3 protein-coding genes and 1 pseudogene are annotated in these 4,358 nt (G+C 71.7%); 2 read left to right on the forward strand and 2 right to left on the reverse strand.

Annotated elements, in window-relative coordinates:
• Nucleotides 1–204 precede the first annotated feature (204 nt).
• A pseudogene (locus DVH02_RS30860) lies at nucleotides 205–752 on the reverse strand (hypothetical protein); the annotation flags it as partial.
• 33 nt (nucleotides 753–785) lie between these two features.
• Here DVH02_RS30860 and DVH02_RS30865 point away from each other — a divergent pair.
• Nucleotides 786–1,631 carry a methyltransferase domain-containing protein gene (locus DVH02_RS30865; RefSeq protein WP_114627148.1) on the forward strand — a complete coding sequence of 282 codons (846 nt, stop codon included), beginning with the start codon at nucleotides 786–788 and terminating at the stop codon, nucleotides 1,629–1,631.
• A 216-nt stretch (nucleotides 1,632–1,847) separates the two neighbouring features.
• Here the strand turns inward: DVH02_RS30865 and DVH02_RS30870 are convergent, their stop codons facing one another.
• Nucleotides 1,848–3,410 carry an MDR family MFS transporter gene (locus tag DVH02_RS30870; protein WP_114627149.1) on the reverse strand — a complete coding sequence of 521 codons (1,563 nt, stop codon included), beginning with the start codon at nucleotides 3,408–3,410 and terminating at the stop codon, nucleotides 1,848–1,850.
• Between the two features lie 264 nt (nucleotides 3,411–3,674).
• Here DVH02_RS30870 and DVH02_RS30875 point away from each other — a divergent pair.
• Nucleotides 3,675–4,358 (forward strand): TetR/AcrR family transcriptional regulator (locus DVH02_RS30875; protein WP_147286172.1); only part of this gene is annotated, 684 nt, incomplete at its 3' end.

Consider the following 4,358-nt stretch of genomic DNA (forward strand, 5'->3'; position numbering starts at 1 on the left):
CGGCCACCCCCACCGAAGGGACCGCCGAACGGCGGCCCGAACGGCCCGAAGGCCCCACGCCGCCCCTCGAAGCCGCCCCGGCCGTACTGCCCGGGTCCATGGTGACCGGCACCCTGTCCATGTTCGTGTCCATGTGAACGCATCGCTACGCTCCCTTCTATCGTTGATCTGTCGCGATGCCTCAACGATATATCGGAACTGTTCTCAGAGCAACCCTTTCCGATAGGGCGGGGCCTCTGAACCGTGGCAGCGACCCCGGAGCCCTGCAGGAGCCGGGAACGTCGGTTCGTTGCAGGTCAGGTCGCGGCTGGCCGCCCAGAGGCGTGCCGCGGTCGTGGTGTCGGCGAGGTGGTTCCAGAGGGTTCGGTCCTGGGCGTACCGCGCAGCCCGAACTGTCGAGGGCTCCACAGCTGGCCGCCGCGGACGTCCGGGTCGAGCACGGCCCGGACCGCGGGCCATGCGGCAGCGTCCTTGCCCTGGACGAGAAGGCCGAGCGGCAGATGGAGCAGCCGCTCACCGGTGGTCAGGGCAGGGAAGTGCGGGCGCGACGGCGTGAGGGAGTCGAGCGCGCCGCCGGGATGAACGACCACGCTCAGCGTCGTGCTGCCGACGGCTCGCAGACGGCGGTCGAGTTCGAAGGCGAAGAGGATCTGGGCCAGCTTCGACCGCGCGTAGGCGCGCTTGGGCCGGTAGTCGCGTGTGCTCTGGAGATCGTCGAGGTCCAGGCGTTCGGACTTGGCGGCGAACCCGCCCGGGACCGCGAGCGCGTCGTTACAGTGCTCCCCATGGGGGCTTCACAGCGGCCGACTTCGGCCTTCCACGCGGCCAACGTCCGTACGTCCGACACCGACCGGCTGGTCGGCGCGCTGGACTCGCAGGCATCGAGTGCGGGGGTGCGGCGGCTGCGCGCCTGGGCGCACGATGCTCTGGCGGCGCGGCCCGGCGAGCGGGCGGTCGACATCGGGGCGGGTACGGGGTCGGAGACCCTGACGCTCGCGTCCGCCGTGGCGCCGCACGGCCGGGCGCTCGGGGTGGAGCCCCATCCCGGGCTGCGGGCCGTCGCGGAGCGGCGGGCGCGGGAGGCGGGCGACGCGGTCCGCTTCGTGGCGGGCGGCGCGGTCCGCTTCGTGGCGGGCGACGCGCTCGCGCTGCCGGTGGCGGACGCGGAGGCCGATGTCGTCTGGTGCGAGCGGGTGTTCCAGCATCTCGCGGAGCCGGAGCGGGCGGCGGCGGAGATCGCGCGGGTGCTGCGGCCGGGCGGCCGGGTCGCGCTGCTGGACACCGACTGGGCGACATCGATCCTGTACCCGGGCGAGCCCGAGGTGGTCGCGGCACTGACCGGCGGCGCGCTCACGGCGGCGGCCAACCCGTACGCGGGACGCAAGCTGGCGGGCCAACTGGCGGCGGCGGGACTGGAGATCCACGACCTGGGCTCCCAGGCCCTGATCCAGGACCACCGGAGCCTCGACCTGTCGTTCATCGGCGTTCTCAGCTCGACGGCGCTGCGGCGCGGCCTGATCACCGAGCCGCAGCGGGACCGGCTCCACGCCGACCTCGCCGAAGCCGCCGAGCGCGGTGGCGTGCACATGTCGGTGACGATGTTCGGCGTCATCGCCCACCGCCCGGCCTGACGCCCACGCCCCGAGGAACCCGCGGCCCCGCCTGACGCCCGCGGCCCGAGGAACCCGCGCCCCGAAGACAGCCGGTGCCGACCTCGCCGTCAGGCGCGGGGGCCTGCGGCCGAAGCAGAGGCGTCCGACGGGATCACCGGCCGCGGGGATTCAGGAACCCCCGCGGCCGGGTACGCGGCTCTGCCGGCTGCCGTACGTCCGCGAGCATCGCTACCGCTACCGCTGGGGCTGCGGCTCCTCGGCCTGCGCCGGGGCCGGGGCCGGTTCGCCCTTGCGCACCGCGGCGGCCTGTCCGGTGCCGCCGCGCAGCGGCACCTCCTTGATGAACAGCACCAGCACGAGGGCCACGAGGGACAGCGGCGCCGCGTACAGGAAGGTGTCCGCGACACCGTGCCCGTACGCGCTCTCCACGACGGCGCGCACCGGGGCCGGAAGCGCGTCGAGGTCGGGGATCGAGCCGCCGGCGGATCCGGTGCCGGTGACGCCGAGTCCCTTCAGCCCGTCCGCCATGTAGTGCGTGACCCGGGTACCGAGCATCGCGCCCAGCGCCGCGACACCGGCGGCGCCGCCGAGCGAGCGGAAGAAGCTGACCGTCGAACTCGCCGCGCCGAGATCGCGCTGATCGACCTGGTTCTGGGTGGCGAGCACGAGGTTCTGCATCATCATGCCGACGCCCAGGCCCACGAGCGCCATGAAGCACGCCGTGCGCCAGTACGGCGTGTCGACGCGGATGGTGCCCAGCAGGCCCAGACCGGCGGTGACGAGCGCACCCCCGGAGACGAGCCAGATCTTCCACTGGCCGGTCCTGGTGATGATCAGACCGGAGAACGTGGAGGAGAGGGCGAGCCCGCCGATCAGCGGGATGGTCATGAGGCCGGCCATGGTCGGCGTCTCGCCGCGTGCCATCTGGAAGTACTGGCTCAGGAAGATGCTGCCGGCGAACATCCCGACGCCGACGAAGAGACTGGCGACGGAGGCCAGGGTGATCGTCGCGTTGCGGAAGAGCCGCAGCGGAATGATCGGCTCGCTCGCCCGGGTCTCCACCAGGACGAAGACCAGACCGAGCAGCAGCGCGCCGCCGGTCATGACGGCGGTCTGCCACGAGGCCCAGTCGAACTTGTCGCCCGCGAACGTGACCCAGATCAGCAGCAGACTGACGGCGGCGCTCATGAAGAAGGCGCCCGCCCAGTCCACCTTGACGTCCCGCTTGACCACGGGCAGCCGCAGCGTGCGCTGCACCACGGCGAAGGCGATGGCCGCGAACGGCACCCCGATGTAGAAGCACCAGCGCCAGCCGAGCCAGCTCGCGTCCACGATGGCGCCGCCCATCAGCGGTCCGGCCACGGTGGCGACGGCGATGGTCGCGCCGATGTATCCGCTGTAACGGCCCCGCTCACGCGGTGAGATCAGGGCGGCCATGACGATCTGTACCAGAGCCGTCAGACCGCCGGTGCCGATGCCCTGGAGCGCCCGGAAGAAGATCAGCGTTCCGACGTTCTGGGACAGCCCGGCACCCAGCGAGGCGGCCAAGAAGATCACCAGCGCTAGCTGGACCAGCATCTTCTTGCTGACCAGGTCCGCGAGCTTGCCCCACAGCGGCGTGGAGGCGGTCATCGCGAGCAGCGCGGCGGTCACCACCCAGGTGTAAGCGTTCTGACCGGCGTCCAGATCAGAAATGATCTTCGGCAGGGCATTGGTGACGATCGTGGACGAGATCATCGCCACGAACATGCCGAGCAGCAGCCCGCCCAGCGCCGACATGATCTGCCGGTGCTCCATCGGGACATCGCCGTCGGCGGGAGCACGGGTCTCCCCCGCTCCGGCCGGTGATGAAGTCGTACTCATCGTCACCCTCTCACTCCACCTGACAATCGCCTGATTGCCCAAGGCAACTTAACACAAACGGAGGATCACCTCCGATACAAGACGGTCACTCCGCGCGACAGAAGGTGAACTTCCGTACCAGAAGGGAGGAATGCCGCTCCCGCCCCTCGCGGGAGTGGTGTAAAACGGAGGTGACACTCCGGGACGTAGCATGGACCGATGAGTTCCCAGCATCAGACGTCCGGCGAGGCCGGAGCCGCCCCCTCGCGCGCGCTGCGGGCCGACGCCGAGCGCAACCGCGCCCGGCTGGTCGAGGCGGCGCGGAGCGTCTTCGCGGAGAACGGCATCGACAGTCCGCTGGAGAACATCGCCGAGCGCGCGGGCGTGGGTATCGCGACGCTCTACCGCCGCTTCCCGACGCGCGAGGAACTCGTCGCGGCGACCTACGAGGCGAAGCTCGCCGAGATCGCCGACGCCACCGAGGCGGCGTCCCGCGCGCCGGACGCCTGGACCGGGTTCCGCGACTGCGTCGAGTACTTCTGCGCCGTCCAGGCCGAGAACCAGGGCTTCACCAGCGCCGTCATCATGGCGCTGCCCGTCGCGACGGAGGTGTCGGCGCACCGCGAGCGGCTGCGCGAGAGCCTCGGCACGGTCATCCGGCGGGCCCAGGAGGACGGTTCGCTGCGGGACGACTTCGTCCTGGAGGACATCGCGCTGCTCCTGATGGCCACCGGGGCGATCCTGCGCGTCACCCGGGAGGCGGCGCCGCACGCGTGGCGCCGGCTCCTCGCGTACCAGCTGGAGGCGTTCCGCGCACCGGGCGACCCGGCAGCGCCCCTCCCCACCGCCCCGACCGCGATGCAGCTGCGCCGGGCGTCGGAGGCGCAGCTGCATCGCGGTCGG

It is taken from the genome of Streptomyces corynorhini (assembly GCF_003346515.1).
Taxonomy (GTDB): domain Bacteria; phylum Actinomycetota; class Actinomycetes; order Streptomycetales; family Streptomycetaceae; genus Streptomyces; species Streptomyces corynorhini.

Bases quoted from the DNA above. Each gene is read 5' to 3' on its own strand.
- DVH02_RS30865 (WP_114627148.1), top strand. From the start codon at position 786: ATGGGGGCTTCACAGCGGCCGACTTCGGCCTTCCACGCGGCCAACGTC.
- DVH02_RS30870 (WP_114627149.1), bottom strand. From the start codon at position 3,410: ATGGAGCACCGGCAGATCATGTCGGCGCTGGGCGGGCTGCTGCTCGGC.